This is a genomic window from Streptomyces sp. NBC_00252, from assembly GCF_036187565.1.
Taxonomy (GTDB): Bacteria; Actinomycetota; Actinomycetes; order Streptomycetales; family Streptomycetaceae; genus Streptomyces.
In genome coordinates this window covers 2,279,058-2,294,959 of record NZ_CP108087.1, presented here as the reverse complement: position 1 = coordinate 2,294,959, position 15,902 = coordinate 2,279,058, and the positions used below count along the sequence as shown (strand labels likewise).

Genomic DNA, 15,902 nt, shown 5'->3' with positions numbered 1-15,902 from the left:
CCCACGCTGCATTAACAGCGCATGAACGAGCCGGACCCGCCGCACACGAACTGGCTTGATCCGTACGACCCGAGACGAAGAAGAGAGCCGGTCATGGACTTCCTTCGCCCCGCCAGCTGGGATGAGGCGCTCGCCGCGAAGGCCGAGCACCCCACCGCAGTACCGATCGCGGGCGGCACCGATGTGATGGTCGAGATCAACTTCGACCACCGCAGGCCCGAGTACCTGCTCGACCTGAACCGCATCGGCGACCTCTACGAGTGGGAGGTCGGCGCCGACAGCGTGCGGCTCGGGGCCTCGGTCCCGTACACCCGGATCATGGAGAACCTGCGCGCCGAGCTGCCGGGCCTCTCCCTCGCCTCGCACACGGTCGCCTCCCCGCAGATCCGCAACCGCGGCGGCGTCGGCGGCAACCTCGGCACCGCCTCCCCGGCCGGCGACGCGCATCCCGCGCTCCTTGCGGCCGGCGCCGAGGTCGAGGCCGAGTCGGTGCGCGGCAGCCGCCGTATCCCGATCGACGAGTTCTACACCGGCGTGAAGCGCAACGCGCTCGCGCCCGACGAGCTGATCAGGGCCGTCCACATCAAGAAGGCCGACGGCCCCCAGCAGTACTCCAAGGTCGGCACCCGCAACGCGATGGTCATCGCCGTCTGCGCCTTCGGCCTCGCCCTGCACCCCGCCACCCGCACGGTCCGCACCGGCATCGGATCGGCAGCGCCGACCCCCGTCCGGGCGAAGGCCGCCGAGGAATTCCTGAACGCCGCACTCGACGAGGGCGGCTTCTGGGACAACGGCAGGATCATCACCCCCTCGGTCGCCAAGCAGTTCGCGGACCTGTGCTCCGCCGCCTGCAACCCGATCGACGACGTCCGCGGCACCGCGAGCTACCGCCGCCACGCGGTCGGCATCATGGCCCGCCGCACCCTGACCTGGACCTGGGAGTCGTACCGCGGCAGTGACGGCCGCTCCATCGAGAAGGGCAGTGTCGCCTGATGCGCGTCAATTTCACGGTCAACGGCCGCCCGCAGGAAGCGGACGACGTGTGGGAGGGCGAGAGCCTTCTGTACGTCCTGCGTGAGCGCATGGGGCTGCCCGGCTCCAAGAACGCCTGCGAGCAGGGCGAGTGCGGCTCCTGCACCGTCCGCCTCGACGGCGTCCCCGTCTGTTCCTGTCTCGTCGCCGCCGGCCAGGTCGAGGGCCGCGACGTCGTCACCGTCGAAGGCCTCGCCGACTTCGCCAAGCAGCGCGCGGAGCACGGGAGTTGCGGAACGGGCGCCTGCGGCACCTCCGTCGACGAGGCCAAGGCCTGGACGGCGAAACCGCTCGACTCGCAGACCGGCGAGGGCACCCAACTCGCCCCGATCCAGCAGGCGTTCATCGACGCGGGCGCCGTCCAGTGCGGCTTCTGCACCCCCGGACTCCTCGTCGCGGCCGACGAGATGCTGGAGCACAACCCGAACCCGACCGACGCGGACATCCGCGAGGCGCTCTCGGGCAACCTGTGCCGCTGCACCGGCTACGAGAAGATCATGGACGCGGTCCGCCTGGCGGCCGCCCGGCAGGGAGAGGCGGTCTGACGATGGGCACCACCGGAACCCCCACGAACCTCACCCAGCGCTCCAAGACCAAGGGCGGCATCGGCGAGTCCACGCTCCGCCCGGACGGCACCCTCAAGGTCACCGGCGAGTTCGCGTACTCCTCCGACATGTGGCACGAGGACATGCTCTGGGGCCAGATCCTGCGCTCCACGGTCGCGCACGCCGAGATCGTCTCCATCGACACCGTCGAGGCCCTGAAGACCCCGGGCGTCTACGCCGTCATGACCTACGACGACCTGCCGACCGACGTGAAGAACTACGGCCTGGAGATCCAGGACACCCCGGTCCTCGCGCACGGCAAGGTCCGCCACCACGGCGAGCCCGTCGCGATCGTCGCCGCCGACCACCCGGAGACCGCACGCCGCGCGGCCGCGAAGATCAAGGTCGAGTACCGCGAACTCCCGGTCATCACCGACGAGTCGTCCGCGACCGCGCCGGACGCGATCCTCATCCACGAGGGCCGCGACGACCACCACATCGGCCATGTCCCGCACCCGAACATCGTGCACCGGCAGCCGATCGTGCGCGGAGACGTCGAACAGGCCGCCAAGAAGGCCGACTTCGTCGTCAAGGGCGAGTACACCTTCGGCATGCAGGACCAGGCCTTCCTCGGCCCGGAGTCCGGCCTCGCCGTGCCCTCCGAGGACGGAGGCGTCGACCTCTACATCGCGACCCAGTGGCTGCACTCCGACCTCAAGCAGATCGCGCCCGTCCTCGGCCTGCCCGAGGACAAGGTCCGCATGACGCTGTCCGGCGTCGGCGGCGCGTTCGGCGGGCGCGAGGACCTGTCGATGCAGATCCACGCCTGCCTGCTGGCCCTGCGCACCGGCAAACCGGTGAAGATCGTCTACAACCGCTTCGAGTCCTTCTTCGGCCACGTCCACCGCCACCCCGCCAAGCTGTACTACGAGCACGGCGCGACGAAGGACGGCAAGCTCACCCACCTCAAGGCCCGCATCGTCCTGGACGGCGGCGCCTACGCGTCGGCCTCCCCGGCCGTCGTGGGCAACGCCTCGTCGCTCGGCGCCGGCCCCTACGTCGTCGACAACGTCGACATCGAGGCCATCGCGCTCTACACCAACAACCCGCCCTGCGGCGCGATGCGCGGCTTCGGCGCGGTCCAGGCGTGCTTCGCCTACGAGGCCCAGATGGACAAGCTCGCCGACGAGGTGGGCATGGACCGGGTCGCGTTCCGCCAGCTCAACGCGATGGAACAGGGCACGGTCATGCCGACCGGGCAGCCGGTCGACTCCCCGGCACCGGTCGCCGAACTCCTGCGCCGCGTCAAGGCGATGCCCATGCCGCCCGAGCAGCAGTGGCTCGCGGCCGGAGAGGCCGCCGACGTACGGCAGTTGCCCGGCGGTCTGTCCAACACCACGCACGGCGAAGGCGTCGTACGAGGTGTCGGCTACGCGGTCGGCATCAAGAACGTCGGCTTCTCCGAGGGCTTCGACGACTACTCGACGGCCAAGGTCCGCCTGGAAGTCGTCGGCGGCGAACCCGTGGCCGTCGTGCACACCGCGATGGCGGAGGTCGGCCAGGGCGGCGTCACCGTCCACGCGCAGATCGCCCGCACCGAGCTGGGTGTCACGCAGGTGACGATCCACCCGGCCGACACCCAGGTGGGCTCGGCGGGTTCGACCTCCGCGTCCCGGCAGACGTACGTCACCGGCGGCGCCGTCAAGAACTCCTGCGAGCTGGTCCGCGAGAAGGTCCTGGAGATGGGCCGGCGCAAGCTCGGCACCTACCACCCGGCCTGGGCCACCGCCGAACTCCTGCTGGAGGGCGGCAAGGTCGTCACCGACGGCGGCGAGGTCCTCGCCGACCTGGCCGACGTCCTCGAGGGCGAGGCCGTGGAGATCGAGGCCGAGTGGCGCCACCGCGCGACCGAGCCCTTCGACCTCCGCACCGGACAGGGCTTCGGGCACGTCCAGTACACGTTCGCCGCGCACCGCGCCGTCGTCGAGGTCGACACCGAACTCGGCCTGGTCAAGGTGATCGAGCTGGCCTGCGCGCAGGACGTCGGCAAGGCCCTCAACCCGCTGTCCGTCATCGGCCAGATCCAGGGCGGCACCACCCAGGGTCTCGGCGTCGCGGTCATGGAGGAGATCATCGTCGACCCCAAGACCGCGAAGGTCAGGAACCCGTCCTTCACGGACTACCTGATCCCCACCATCCTCGACACCCCGACCATTCCGGTCGATGTGCTCGAACTCGCCGACGAGCACGCCCCGTACGGGCTGCGCGGCATCGGCGAGGCCCCCACCCTGTCGTCGACCCCGGCCGTCCTCGCGGCGATCCGGAACGCGACAGGACTGGAACTGAACAGGACACCGGTCCGCCCGGAGCACCTCACCGGAACCGTGTGATCCCGCCGCCGGGCAACCGTCGAGTCGAGGTTGCCCGGGCTCAGTAGATCTTGTTCGTCTCGGGCCGTCCCCCGGGTCGTGTACATCCCAAATCCCGCTGATCGTAAAGGCGTTCGCGGGTGCACCTTTGAACCTTGGGAGACGGCACCATGACCCAGCAGTCCCTTGAGCCCAGGGCCACAGCCGAAGACGCGGGTGAAGGAACCCGTGTCCCGGCCGGCCGGTCCTGGCTCGACCGGTACTTCCACATATCCCTACGGGGATCGACCGTCGCGCGTGAGGTGCGCGGCGGCGTCACCACCTTCATGGCGATGGCGTACATCCTGCTGCTCAACCCCCTGATCCTGTCCGGCAAGGACGTCGCGGGAGACACGCTCGGCCAGAAGGGCCTGATCACCGCGACCGCGTTCGCGGCGGCCTTCACCACCCTCCTGATGGGCTTCGTCGGCAAGGTGCCCCTGGCCCTCGCCGCCGGCCTCTCCGTCTCCGGCGTGCTCTCCTCGCAGGTCGCCCCGCAGATGACATGGCCGCAGGCGATGGGCATGTGCGTCCTGTACGGCGTGGTCATCATGCTGCTCGTCGTCACCGGCCTGCGCGAGATGATCATGAACGCGATCCCGCTCGCGCTGAAACACGGCATCACGATGGGCATCGGTCTGTTCATCGCGCTCATCGGCTTCTACAAGTCCGGCTTCGTGCACCAGGGCAAGGCGACCCCGCTGACCCTGGGCCCGGCGGGCGAACTCGCGGGCTGGCCCGTCCTGTTGTTCGCCGGCACCCTGCTGCTGATCTTCATGCTCCAGGCCCGCAACATGCCCGGCGCGATCCTCATCGGCATCATCACCGGCACGGTCGTCGCCTCGGTCCTGAACGCCGCCGGGGTCATCCCCGCCAAGCAGTGGGCCAGCGGCGCCGCCCCCGAACTGCACGGCAGCGCGGTCTCGATGCCGGACTTCTCGCTCTTCGGCCATGTGGAGTTCGGCGGCTGGGGCAAGGTCGGCGCGATGACGGTCGGCATGATCGTGTTCACGCTCGTGCTGGCCGGCTTCTTCGACGCGATGGCCACCATCATCGGCGTCGGCACCGAGGCCAAGCTCGCCGACGACAAGGGCCGCATGCCGGGCCTGTCGAAGGCGCTGTTCATCGACGGCGCCGGCGGCGCGATCGGCGGCGTGGCGGGCGGCTCGGGCCAGACCGTCTTCATCGAGTCGGCGACGGGGGTGGGGGAGGGCGCCCGTACCGGACTGGCCTCCGTGGTCACCGGCCTGTTCTTCGCCGCCTGCCTCTTCTTCACCCCGGTCACCGCGATCGTCCCGCAGGAGGTCGCGTCCGCCGCCCTGGTCGTCATCGGCTCGATGATGCTGATGAACGCCCGCCACGTGGACTGGGCCGACCGCGCCACCGCGATCCCCGTGTTCCTGACGGTGGTTGTGATGCCGTTCACGTACAGCATCACCGCGGGCGTCTCGGCGGGAGTCATCTCCTACGTCGCCATCAAGACCGCGCAGGGCAAGGCGCGGGAGGTCGGCGCCTTCATGTGGGGGCTGACGGTCATCTTCCTCGTGTACTTCGCCCTCAACCCCCTCGAGAGCTGGCTGGGCGTGCACTAGCCGCCCCCAACCCCCTTTCCCCGCACCCCTGTTAGGAGACCGAGAGATGCTGGACATCGCCGAAGAGCTGCACCGGTGGGTCGAGCAGGGCCGCGACTTCGCCGTCGCCACCGTGGTGGCCGTCGGCGGCAGCGCACCCCGCCAGCCCGGCGCCGCCCTCGCGGTGGACACCGAGGGCACGGCGATCGGCTCGGTCTCCGGGGGCTGTGTGGAGGGCGCGGTCTACGACCTGTGCCAACAGGCGCTCGCCGACGGCGAAACCGTCCTCGAGCGCTTCGGCTACAGCGACGAGGACGCCTTCGCCGTCGGCCTGACCTGCGGCGGAGTCATCGACATCCTCGTCACACCGGTACGGGCGGGCGACCCCGCCCGACCGGTGATCACCGCCGCCCTCTCGACCGCGACAAGCGGCGGAGCGGCGGCCCTGGCCCGCATCGTCTCCGGCCCGACCGCCTTGCAGGGCCGGGCGATCGTCGTCCACCCCGACGGCTCCTACGACGGCGGGTTCGGCGCCCACCCCGAACTGGACCGCACGGTCGCGGCCGAGGCCGGCGCCTACTTGGACGCGGGCCGCACCGGCACCCTCGAGATCGGCGAGCAGGGCTCCCGCTGCGGCGCCCCGCTCACCGTCCTGGTCGAGTCGTCGGTGCCGCCGCCCCGCATGATCGTGTTCGGCGCGATCGACTTCGCCTCCGCGCTGGTCCGCGTCGGCAAGTTCCTCGGCTACCACGTGACGGTGTGCGACGCCCGCCCCGTCTTCGCCACCCGGACCCGCTTCCCCGACGCCGACGAGATCGTCGTCGAGTGGCCGCACAAGTACCTCGGCCGCACGGACGTCGACGCCCGCACCGTCCTGTGCGTCCTCACCCACGACGCCAAGTTCGACGTACCGCTGCTCCACCTCGCACTGCGCCTCCCGGTGGCCTACGTCGGCGCGATGGGCTCCCGCCGCACCCACCTCGACCGCAACGACCGCCTCCGCCAAGTCGGCGTCACCGAAATGGAGTTGGCCCGCCTGCGGTCCCCGATCGGCCTCGACCTCGGCGCCCGGACGCCCGAGGAGACGGCCCTGTCGATCGCCGCGGAGATCGTCGCCAACCGGCGCGGCGGCAGCGGCATCTCGCTCACCGGCGCGCACACCCCGATCCACCACGACGCGACCTCGCTGCCCGCCGGACGGATCGGCTCGGTGGCCTGAGCTGTACGGCTCAGCGCGCCGCGGGCGGCCGTACCGAGAAGGCGGTGTCGCCCGCCACGGCCACGAGCGCGTCCTTGACGAGCAGGACGGACGGCGTGGTGTCGGCCGTCGAGTCACCGGCGTTCGACAGCGCGGACGTACTCCACTCGACGGTTCCGGTGCTCCGTTTCAGGGCCAGCAGCCGGCCGAACTGGTTGGAGAAGTAGAGCCTGTTGAACTTCGCCGAGTACACCGGCGCCGACAGGTTCTCGGTGTTCGTCTCCCGCTGCCACAGCCGCTTGCCGTCGGCCGCGCGCACGGCGGTGACCGTGCCGTTCGGGCGGACGAAGTAGATCACGCCGTCGACGAGGGTGGGCGTGCCGCGCGAGCCGCCCGCCAGCGGAACCCGCGTGCCCCCGCCGGCGGGGTCCACCTCTTCCAGGGTGGTGTACGGCTGGTCCTCGCCGCTGCCGAAGTAGCCCTCCGCCAACTTCGGCACCGCGAACAGCAAGTGACCGTCGGTCACGCCCAACGGCAGCGAACCGGTGGGGAGTTGACCGACCTCCTTCGCCGTGCCGGTCCTCGGGTCGAGACGCAGCAGGCTGGTGTCCCCCTTGGAGGGATCGTCCTCCGGCGTGCACAGGCCGTAGGGGGCGCCGCCCAGCACGGCCGGGGTGCAGGCGTCGCCGCTCGACGACTTCGCGGCGGCGGTCCAGAGTTGGCGGCCGGACGTGTCGTAGGCGACGAACCGGGTCGCGTCCACGTCCATCGCCAGGATGCCGCCGTCGAACAGCACGGCATTGCGGTCCTCGCTGACCGAGTGCTTCCAGAGCTGGGTGCCGGTCCTCGCGTCCAGGGCGACCAGACGCCGGGGAATGTAGCTCTGGGACGAGTCCGGCTTGACGTAGGTGAAGACGCGGCCGTCCCGGACGCCGACCGGGCGTGAGGTCTCCGGACTGGTGCCCGAGCGCCAACCCACCCTGCCGGAGGCGGAGTCGAGTGCGGTGACCGTGAAACCGGTGCCCGCGCAGTACACGGCGGTGCTGCCCGCCACACAGCCGGACTCGCCGTAGTCGAGGGGCTCGCCCGTCTTGGCGGTGAGCAGGCTCGACCGCCACGGCTGCCAGCCGGTGGGCAGCGCCATGGCGGCGGTCGACGTGGACGCGGCCGGTGTGCCGGTTTCCGTGGTGCGGTCCGACATCCAGTGCAGGGTCGTCAGGCCGAGCGCGGAGACGGCGACCGCGGCCGCCAGGGCGATGACCAACCGCCGGGCCGGGCGCGGCCGTTGACCGTCGTTCCGCACCGTCTCCGGAGCGCCGGGGTGGGGGTGCGGCGCCCGGGGACGGTCCGTCACCACGGTGGGCCAGGACCCCTCCCCGGACTCGGACTCCGCATCGGGCAGGGCCAGCAACAGGCCGTGCAGTTCGGCCAGTTGGGGACGGGCCGCCGCGTCCTTGTCCAGACAGCGCGCGGCGATGCTCCGCAGCGGCTCGGCCACCCCGTCCAGCCTCGGCTGCTCGTGCATGACCTGATAGCCCGTCAGGTAAGGGCTGGCGCCGTCGAAGGGGCGATTGCCGGTGGCCGCGTAGACCAGCAGCGAGCCGAGGGAGAAGACGTCGGAGGCGGCCGTGACGTCCCGGGGCGCCGCGAACTGCTCCGGGGACATGAAGGGCGGGGTACCGATCAGCCGGCCCGTGACGGTGAGGGTCTGGTTGTCGGCGGCACGGGAGATGCCGAAGTCGATGACGCGGGGGCCGTCCTCCGCGAGCAGGACGTTGCTCGGCTTCAAGTCCCGGTGCACGACGCCCGCTTGATGGATGTCCCGCAGCGCCTCGACCAGTCCCAGCGCGAGCGTGCGCAGGGCGCGCCCCGTCAACGGGCCGTCCCTCTCGACGACTTCGGCCAGGGTGCGGCCGGGCACGTACAGCGTGGCCATCCACGGCACCTCGGCGTCCGCGTCGGCGTCCACGACGGGTGCGGTGAAGGCGCCGCTCACCCGGCGGGCCGCCGCGATCTCCTGCCGGAAGCGGGCCCGGAACTCCTCGTCCAGCGCGTACTGCGCGTGCACCACCTTGACGGCGACCTGCCGTCCCGAGGCCGACCGCCCGAGATACACGACGCCCATACCGCCGCTGCCGAGCCGGTCGACCAGCGCGTATCCGCCGATCGACTCCGTGTCCCCGGGGCGAAGCGACATGTCGCCGGTCACCTTTCCTGATTCCGTGCGCGGACGGGCTGTCCAGCCCCATCACACTAGGGCGTTCGTCCGACTCCCGGGGCATCGACCTTGCGGGACAAGGGACGGGAGGGGGGAAGCGGCCGGGATCGGGGAGAGGGAAATGGGTTGCGGGCCCGGGGCGCCCGCATCTTCCATGGCCCCATGGTGTCCACCGACCGACTGCTCGCCTTCGCGGCCCTGTCCTTCCTGCTGATCATCGTGCCCGGCCCCAGCGTCCTCTTCGTGATCGGCCGCGCGCTGGCCCACGGCCGCCGGGCCGCGCTCACCACCGTCGTCGGCAACACCCTCGGCGCCTATCTGCTCGTCGTCGCGGTCGCCCTCGGCGTCGGCTCGCTGGTGGAACGCTCGGTGCTCGTCTTCACGGCACTGAAGCTCGCCGGCGCCGCGTACCTGGTGTACCTCGGCGTGAGGGCGTGGCGTCAACGCGGCTCGCTGCGGGCCGCGTTCGCGGGCGAGGAGACGGCCCCGCACAGCGGACTGCGCACGCTCTGGGAGGGCTTCGCCGTCGGGGTGGCCAACCCCAAGACCATCGTGTTCTTCGCCGCCGTACTGCCCCAGTTCGTGGACCGCGAACAGGGCCATGTGACCACGCAGATGCTGCTCCTCGGCCTCGTCTTCAACCTCATCGCCGTGGCCTCGGACAGTGTGTGGGGGCTGGTCGCATCCACCGCCAGGGAGTGGTTCGCACGGTCGCCCCGGCGGCTGTCCGCGGTCGGCGGGATCGGCGGCCTCACGATGATCGGGCTGGGCGTGACGGTCGCGGTGACGGGGCGGAAGGACTGAGGACGCGGGCCGGGCGGAAGCGGGAGCCGGCCGGATCGGATGGAAGGGTACATAGCGGGCGCTGCCTGCCTGCCTGCCTGCCTGCCTGCCCGCACGGACGGACGGACGACGACCCTCACTCCCGTCTCAGCAGGGCGTTCACCGCCCGCCCGAACATCGACCGCGCCGTCCACCGCAGCGGCCCGTCGAAGAGGCGCGGCAGGAAGCGGACCCGGAGCTCCTCCTCCCACACCACGCGGCTACGGCCTCCGGGCCCCGGCCGTACCTCGATCTCGGCCCAGCCGAGGACGACCCGCCCCCGCTTCTCCAGCCGGACGAGACCCGGCTCGTCGTCGGTCGGCGGGCGCCACACCGTGACCTCCATCCGGTCGTCGAAACCGAGCGGGCCGAGCCCGGAGCGGGCCACGAAGACCGTGCCCTCGGCGGTCGGCGGGGGAGTGACCACGGTGACCCGGGTCAGCGGCACCACGTCGGCGTGGCGTGGCCACTCCGTCAACCGGCGCCACGCCTCCTCGAGCGGGAGCGGGGCCGTGCGTTCGAGACGGAAGTTGACCATGTGTGGATCGTAGAGAACGCTTCTTGATCGGCGGTACTTTCGCCGAGGGCTCACACCCTTGGCCTAGCGGTACATAGGTTCGGATACGTACACCGGACAGCCGCCCCGAGTTTCCCCGCGTCCGGGCCGGAGCGGGCGCCTCCCCCCCCCTACGCTTGCCCGCATGGGCGGGCATCCCGCCTGCCCGCAGGGGGAGTTGGTCGTCATGCCGCTGAAGGCCTATGGCGTATTGATCACGCGCGCGGTGGACACGAGGCGCGAGGGCGCTGCCGGTACACCGCACTACCAGATCCATCTCACGGACGACTCGGGTACGCATTTCCGGGCCGCGGTCAATGTCCTGTCGGCGGAGCAGCCCTCCGAGCTGCTCTACCTCGTCAGCGAGGACTTCCGACACCCGGTCACCGCCCGCCTGGAGGGCCTCCCGAGCGGCTGGAACACGCTGCTGCCGGGGCCGGGCGGCCCGAACCTCGACTTCGTGCGCGGCAACCTCTTCGACCCGGCGCAGCTGCGCACGCTGCCGCCGGACGCGAGCGGCCCCGACAACGACCTCGCCAACCTCCTCGACCACTACGTCCGGCGTGCGGTGGACGACCCGGACGCGCGGCTGTACGTCTTCGGTGAGCGCTTCGGCCCCGAACCGACCGTCAAGGACAAGGTGTTCGGCTTCCTGCCGGGCAACGGCGTCCACGACATCCACATGAACCAGGGCAACAGCCGCCGGTTCAGCGGCGACGACGGGGTCTGGCAGGACGGCGGCCTCCTCATCCACTTCCCGGCGCAGTCGCGCTGGGTCGGCATCTTCCTCGCCTTCCAGAGCCAGTCCTGGCACACGGACGACACCACCGGCCACACCCTGGAGGACACGGACGGTTCCCGCCCGGCCCCCGGCAGCCAGCCCGTCCGGGTGGTGGCGGCCCTGGTCAACCCCCGTGGCCCGGCGCCCGAGTTGGAAAGCGTCACCCTGCTCAACGCCTCACCCGACCCGCTCGACCCGGCCGGCTGGCGCGTCCGGGACCGGCTCGGCCACTCCTGCGCGGTACCGCCCGGCCCCCTCGCCCCGGGTGCCACCCTGCTTGTCCCGCTCACCGGCGGCGTCCAACTGGGCAACCAAGGCGGCGAGATCACCCTCCTCGACGCCAACGGCCTGAAGGTGCACGGCGTCTCGTACACAGCGGACCAGGCCGCCCGCGAAGGCTGGACGGTCGTCTTCTGACCAACTGACCTGCACGGCACAGAAGTTGCCTGGTTGGAGAACAAGTCACCCCGACCCGGTTCGTCAGGGACGGTAGACCTTCCCCGGCTCGGCGTGCCCCGGCGCGAGCAGCTGCGGCACGGTCACGAACACGTACCCCCGCTCCTTCAGCGCGTCGATGATGCCGGGGACGGCGGGCACGGTGCCCTGGTACAGGTCGTGCAGCAGGATGATGCCGTCGCGGGAGGCCTGGGCGAGGACGCGCTTGGTGATGAGCGCGGAGTCGGTGGTCGCGTAGTCCTTCGCGGTGACGCTCCACAGGACCTCCGAGAGGCCCAGCTCCCGGCAGATCTTGTGCACGGTGTCGTTGGTACGGCCCTGCGGCGGGCGCATCAGCGTGGGCCGCTTGCCGGTGATGCGCTCTATCGCGGTGTCCGTGCGTTCCAGTTCGTCGCGTATCTGCGCGGGGGTTATTCGGGTCAGGATCTTGTGGTCCCAGGTGTGGCTGGCCACCTCGTGCCCCTCGGCCGCCATGCGCGCGACCAGCTCCGGGTACTTCTCGATGTGCCGCTTGCCGAGCAGGAAGAAGGTCGCCGGAACCTTCTTCTCCTTCAGCACATCCAGCAACCGCGCCGAGTTCTCACTGGGCCCGGCGTCGAAGGTGAGCGCGATGCACTTCACCTCCCGGCAGTCCACCGCCCCGAAACGCGCCTGCGCGACACCCGCCCTACCCTCCCCACGGGCGGCGGCCGGCGCGGTCGTATCCCCCCTGCCACACCCACTGGAAGCCAGCACCACCGCAAGCCCCACCAGGAACATGCCGACACCACGCAACCCGCCCCGGCTTCTTTCCCTCTTCTTACGCAGCGACCTCAAAGTTGACATGTTATGACTATACACACCGAGTATATACGCAGTGTATAGCGGGGCGGTCCCGGTCGCTTTTCCGGGGCGCGGGGAACTGCGCGACCAGCCCCCACCGACCGTCAGCCGGACAACAACAGCTCAAACGGAGCCTTCAACACCCCCCAGCTCCCGCCCGACCCGCACATTCCACCGCCCACCCCGCCCACTGACGTCGGTCGCGCTCAACGGCACCACATCAAGCCGCCAGAACGCCTCACCAGACGCACCGAGAACGGCAACCACAACAGCCCGCACAAACTCCGGCTCGACCACCGCAAGCGTCCGCCCCTCAAACCCACCCGCCACATCGAGCCACCGCACAGCCCGCTCGCAGAGCCCCCGCACGGACTCCCCGCCATGCGGCACCGCATCCGGATCGGTCAGCCACCCCATCACCGCGTCCGGCTCACGCCCCATCACCTCGTCAAGCGTCAGTCCCCGCCACCGCCCCACGTCCAGCCCCGCCAACTCCGGCTCCACGACGGCCGACAGCCCCAACGCCGACGCGGTCTCCCGGCACCGCACAGTGGGCGAGACCAGCACCCGGTCAACCGAGCGGAGCGAACCGGCGACGGACGCGGCCCGCGCCGCACCACTCGGGTCGAGCGAGCACCCGCCGTCGAACCGGGTCTCCCGCAGGGACCGGTTCATCGCAGGCGAGATCAAGGTGATGCGGCTGGTCACGTGATCGCTCCAGTTCTCCGGGCTGTGCGGGTCATCGTCTCCCACGCACCTCACGGCGGAGGCGGCCGGGAGGGTGCTCTCCCGGCCGCCCCCGCCACCATCGGCTCAGGACCCGGCCAGCTCCGCCCGGACCGTGCGGGCCGCGGCGACCAGGTTCTCGAGGGACGCCCGGGTCTCCGGCCAGCCGCGCGTCTTCAGACCGCAGTCCGGGTTGACCCACAGCCGCTCGGCCGGAATGGCCTCAAGTCCCTTGCGCAGCAAGGCCGCTGCCTCGTCCGCGCTCGGCACGCGCGGGGAGTGGATGTCGTAGACACCGGGTCCCGCCTCGCGCGGATAACCGTGCTCGGCCAGCTCGCGGGCCACCTGCATGTGCGAGCGGGCCGCCTCCAGGCTGATGACGTCCGCGTCGAGGTCGTCGATGGCCTGCACGATGTCGCCGAACTCCGCGTAGCACATGTGCGTGTGGACCTGCGTCTCCGGCCGGACCCCGGCGGTGGTCAGCCGGAACGCCTCCGTGGCCCAGGCGAGATACGCCTCCCGGTCCGCGGCGCGCAACGGCAGGGTCTCACGCAGCGCGGGTTCGTCGACCTGGATGACCGAAGTCCCCGCCGCCTCAAGGTCGTTGACCTCGTCGCGCAGGGCGAGGGCGACCTGCCGTGCGGTGTCGTCGAGCGGCTGGTCGTCGCGGACGAAGGACCAGGCGAGCATGGTGACCGGTCCGGTGAGCATCCCCTTGACCGGACGACCGGTGAGCGACTGGGCGTACGTCGTCCAGCGCACCGTCATCGGCTCCGGGCGAGAGATGTCGCCGGCCAGGATCGGCGGACGGACGTACCGGGTGCCGTACGACTGGACCCAGCCGTGCTGGGTGGCGAGGTAGCCCGTCAGCTGCTCGGCGAAGTACTGGACCATGTCGTTGCGTTCGGGCTCGCCGTGCACGAGGACGTCGAGGCCGGTCTTCTCCTGGAACGAGATGACCTCCTGGATCTCCGCCCTGATCCGCTCCTCGTACCCGGCCCTGTCGATCCGCCGGGCCCTCAAGTCGGCCCGCGCGGTGCGGAGTTCGGCTGTCTGCGGGAACGACCCGATGGTGGTCGTCGGCAGCGGCGGCAGCCCGAGATGCGCCCGCTGGGCCGCCGTCCGCTCGTCGTACGGCCGGGAGCGGCGCGCGTCCGCATCGGTGACGGCGGCGGCCCGTGCCCGTACGGCGGGGTCGCTGGTGAGGGCCGAACCTGCGCGGGAGGCCAAGTCGGCCCGGTTGGCGGCGAGTTCGGCGGCGATCGTGTCGGTGCCCTGCGCCAGGCCCTTGGCGAGGGTGACGATCTCGGCCGTCTTCTGCCGTGCGAACGCCAGCCAGCGCAGGATCTGCGGCTCGATGTCCCGCTCGGCCGCGGCGTCGAGCGGCACATGGAGCAGCGAGCACGAGGCGGCCACGTCGACCCGCTCGGCGAGACCGAGCAACGTGCCCAGTGTGGCGAGGGACTTGGTGAGGTCGTTGACCCAGACGTTACGGCCGTTGACGACACCGGCGACGAGCCGCTTGCCGGGGAGACCGCCCGCCGCGGCCAGGTCGTCCAGGTTGGCGGCCGCGGCCTCGGTGAAGTCGAGCGCGAGCCCCTCCACCGGCGCCTTGGCGAGGACGTGCAGCGCCTCGCCGAGCCGGTCGAAGTAGGACGCGACCAGGATTTGCGGCCGGTCGGTGAGCCCCCCGAGGTCGCGATAGGCGCGCATGGCGGCGTTCAGTTCGGCGGGGGTGCGGTCCTGGACGAGAGCGGGCTCGTCCAGCTGCACCCACTCCGCGCCCGCCGCGCGCAGGTCGGCGAGGACCTCGGCGTACACCGGCAGCAGGCGGTCCAGGAGGGTCAGCGGTTCGAAGTCGGCCGCGACACCCGGGGCGGGCTTGGCGAGCAGGAGGTAGGTGATCGGGCCGACGAGCACCGGACGGGCGGTGAGGCCCAGCGTGAGGGCCTCCTTCAACTCCGAGACCTGCTTGGTGGAGTCGGCGGTGAACACCGTACCCGGGCCCAACTCGGGCACCAGATAGTGGTAGTTGGTGTCGAACCACTTCGTCATCTCCAGCGGCGCCACGTCCTGCGTGCCGCGCGCCATCGCGAAGTACCCGTCCAGCGCGTCGAGTTCGACGGCGGCGCGGTGGCGGGCGGGGATCGCGCCGACCATGACGCTGGTGTCCAGCACATGGTCGTAGTACGAGAAGTCGCCGGTGGGCACCTCGTGGATGCCAGCGTCGGTCAGGTGCTGCCAGTTCGTGCGGCGCAGTTCGGCGGCGGTGGTCCGGAGGGCGTCGGCGTCGACGCGGCCCTTCCAGTAGCCCTCGATGGCCTTCTTCAGTTCCCGGCCCTGGCCCTGACGGGGATAGCCGTACACGGTCGACCGTGCTGCCGCGGCTGCGGACTTCGCTGTCACGGAAATCTCCTTCGCGAGATATCTCCCTGGATCCCGGTGGCGGGACGTGAGCGCGAAGGTTCGTAGACCGGGGGGTGGTCACCGCCCGTGTGTACGCCGACCCGCCCACGAGGTCACCGGGATTCCGCGCGCGAATGCTTCGCGTGCGGGCAGGTGGCAGGTCTTCGGACTTGCGGGCACGTCCTCCTGTGTGACCGGAGGACACCTACTGGCCGTCGCTTCCCAGGTCCTGGTGTGGGCCCAGTGCGTATGACGGCGGTCGTTCCCGCTTACCGCTGCGGGGCAGTCCCGGAGTTTCACCGGGTTCCCTCTTGCGACGCGTCCGTCTGGGTGACGGGGCGAACCAGCTGCGTCGGCCAGC

General features: G+C 70.9%; 12 protein-coding genes and 1 riboswitch. Of the genes, 7 read left to right on the top strand and 5 right to left on the bottom strand.

What is annotated here, in order from left to right:
* The first annotated feature begins 93 nt into the window (after positions 1-93).
* The 5 genes from OHT77_RS09965 (at position 94) to OHT77_RS09945 (ending at position 6,775) form a co-directional block, all read left to right on the top strand.
* Positions 94-993 (top strand): FAD binding domain-containing protein, encoded by a 900-nt coding sequence (locus OHT77_RS09965; protein WP_328827801.1) that lies wholly within the window; start codon positions 94-96, stop codon positions 991-993.
* Positions 993-1,577 carry a (2Fe-2S)-binding protein gene (locus tag OHT77_RS09960; protein WP_328827798.1) on the top strand — a complete coding sequence of 195 codons (585 nt, stop codon included), beginning with the start codon at positions 993-995 and terminating at the stop codon, positions 1,575-1,577. The genes OHT77_RS09965 and OHT77_RS09960 overlap by 1 nt, the downstream gene beginning before the upstream one ends.
* A 2-nt stretch (positions 1,578-1,579) precedes the next feature.
* A complete protein-coding gene (locus OHT77_RS09955; RefSeq protein WP_328827797.1) occupies positions 1,580-3,967 on the top strand; it encodes a xanthine dehydrogenase family protein molybdopterin-binding subunit in 2,388 nt (795 codons plus the stop codon).
* A 149-nt stretch (positions 3,968-4,116) separates the two neighbouring features.
* Positions 4,117-5,577, top strand: coding sequence for an NCS2 family permease (locus OHT77_RS09950; protein WP_328827796.1), 1,461 nt, complete (start codon positions 4,117-4,119; stop codon positions 5,575-5,577).
* Positions 5,578-5,623: 46 nt separating this feature from the next.
* Positions 5,624-6,775 carry an XdhC family protein gene (locus OHT77_RS09945; RefSeq protein WP_328827795.1) on the top strand — a complete coding sequence of 384 codons (1,152 nt, stop codon included), beginning with the start codon at positions 5,624-5,626 and terminating at the stop codon, positions 6,773-6,775.
* Between the two features lie 10 nt (positions 6,776-6,785).
* Here the strand turns inward: OHT77_RS09945 and OHT77_RS09940 are convergent, their stop codons facing one another.
* Entirely contained in the window at positions 6,786-8,951 is a 2,166-nt protein-coding gene (locus OHT77_RS09940; RefSeq protein WP_328827794.1) for a serine/threonine-protein kinase, read from the bottom strand.
* A gap of 183 nt (positions 8,952-9,134) precedes the next feature.
* Here OHT77_RS09940 and OHT77_RS09935 point away from each other — a divergent pair, with 183 nt between their 5' ends.
* Positions 9,135-9,776, top strand: coding sequence for a LysE family translocator (locus OHT77_RS09935; protein ID WP_266773922.1), 642 nt, complete (start codon positions 9,135-9,137; stop codon positions 9,774-9,776).
* A 115-nt stretch (positions 9,777-9,891) separates the two neighbouring features.
* On the opposite strand, the gene OHT77_RS09930 is transcribed toward OHT77_RS09935, so the two are convergent.
* Positions 9,892-10,332 carry an SRPBCC family protein gene (locus OHT77_RS09930; protein ID WP_328827793.1) on the bottom strand — a complete coding sequence of 147 codons (441 nt, stop codon included), beginning with the start codon at positions 10,330-10,332 and terminating at the stop codon, positions 9,892-9,894.
* Between the two features lie 205 nt (positions 10,333-10,537).
* Here OHT77_RS09930 and OHT77_RS09925 point away from each other — a divergent pair, with 205 nt between their 5' ends.
* Complete coding sequence (locus OHT77_RS09925; protein WP_328834205.1) at positions 10,538-11,548, top strand: DUF2278 family protein; 1,011 nt, start codon at positions 10,538-10,540, stop codon at positions 11,546-11,548.
* Positions 11,549-11,611: 63 nt separating this feature from the next.
* Here OHT77_RS09925 and OHT77_RS09920 read toward each other — a convergent pair whose 3' ends face one another.
* The 3 genes from OHT77_RS09920 to metE all read right to left on the bottom strand — a co-directional run bounded on the left by OHT77_RS09920 (position 11,612) and on the right by metE (position 15,541).
* Positions 11,612-12,346: a polysaccharide deacetylase family protein gene (locus OHT77_RS09920; RefSeq protein WP_328827791.1), complete on the bottom strand. Its 735-nt coding sequence runs from the start codon at positions 12,344-12,346 to the stop codon at positions 11,612-11,614.
* Between the two features lie 186 nt (positions 12,347-12,532).
* On the bottom strand, positions 12,533-13,117 hold the full coding sequence (locus OHT77_RS09915) for a histidine phosphatase family protein (protein ID WP_328827789.1): 585 nt from the start codon (positions 13,115-13,117) through the stop codon (positions 12,533-12,535).
* 105 nt (positions 13,118-13,222) lie between these two features.
* A complete protein-coding gene (gene metE / locus OHT77_RS09910; RefSeq protein WP_328827788.1) occupies positions 13,223-15,541 on the bottom strand; it encodes a 5-methyltetrahydropteroyltriglutamate--homocysteine S-methyltransferase in 2,319 nt (772 codons plus the stop codon).
* 150 nt (positions 15,542-15,691) lie between these two features.
* A riboswitch (cobalamin riboswitch) is annotated at positions 15,692-15,891 on the bottom strand.
* Between the last annotated feature and the right edge of the window lie 11 nt (positions 15,892-15,902).

Bases quoted from the DNA above. Each gene is read 5' to 3' on its own strand.
- OHT77_RS09965 (WP_328827801.1), top strand. From the start codon at position 94: ATGGACTTCCTTCGCCCCGCCAGCTGGGATGAGGCGCTCGCCGCGAAG.
- OHT77_RS09960 (WP_328827798.1), top strand. From the start codon at position 993: ATGCGCGTCAATTTCACGGTCAACGGCCGCCCGCAGGAAGCGGACGAC.
- OHT77_RS09955 (WP_328827797.1), top strand. From the start codon at position 1,580: ATGGGCACCACCGGAACCCCCACGAACCTCACCCAGCGCTCCAAGACC.
- OHT77_RS09950 (WP_328827796.1), top strand. From the start codon at position 4,117: ATGACCCAGCAGTCCCTTGAGCCCAGGGCCACAGCCGAAGACGCGGGT.
- OHT77_RS09945 (WP_328827795.1), top strand. From the start codon at position 5,624: ATGCTGGACATCGCCGAAGAGCTGCACCGGTGGGTCGAGCAGGGCCGC.
- OHT77_RS09940 (WP_328827794.1), bottom strand. From the start codon at position 8,951: ATGTCGCTTCGCCCCGGGGACACGGAGTCGATCGGCGGATACGCGCTG.
- OHT77_RS09935 (WP_266773922.1), top strand. From the start codon at position 9,135: ATGGTGTCCACCGACCGACTGCTCGCCTTCGCGGCCCTGTCCTTCCTG.
- OHT77_RS09930 (WP_328827793.1), bottom strand. From the start codon at position 10,332: ATGGTCAACTTCCGTCTCGAACGCACGGCCCCGCTCCCGCTCGAGGAG.
- OHT77_RS09925 (WP_328834205.1), top strand. From the start codon at position 10,538: ATGCCGCTGAAGGCCTATGGCGTATTGATCACGCGCGCGGTGGACACG.
- OHT77_RS09920 (WP_328827791.1), bottom strand. From the start codon at position 12,346: ATGTTCCTGGTGGGGCTTGCGGTGGTGCTGGCTTCCAGTGGGTGTGGC.